Annotated in this window: 1 protein-coding gene; it reads right to left on the reverse strand. The window is 50.2% G+C overall.

The window, feature by feature from the left end; all coding sequences use genetic code 11:
• Nucleotides 1-263 (reverse strand): PrpF domain-containing protein (locus AAEY75_RS15710; protein ID WP_352260116.1); only part of this gene is annotated, 263 nt, incomplete at both ends.

Consider the following 263-nt stretch of genomic DNA (forward strand, 5'->3'; position numbering starts at 1 on the left):
CTAGAAAAGTCCCCACGCCAGGTACGTCAAGTTCATCAACCACATTACCCGTCGGAAACATTGCACCATCACCGTCGGCAGGATCAAGAAATTCGACTTGCACTTCAGCAGCAGGAAACGTCACGCCATCGAGTTCAAAATCACCGGTGTCTTGTACTTCACCGTGGGTTATCGGTACATGAGCGATAATGGTTTTGTGAATATTGGCTTGCCAAATACGCACTACTGCGGTGCCATTTTGCGGCACCCGACGAGCGTCAACT

The organism is Psychrobacter sp. TB55-MNA-CIBAN-0194, from assembly GCF_040309505.1.
Classification (GTDB): domain Bacteria; phylum Pseudomonadota; class Gammaproteobacteria; order Pseudomonadales; family Moraxellaceae; genus Psychrobacter; species Psychrobacter fozii.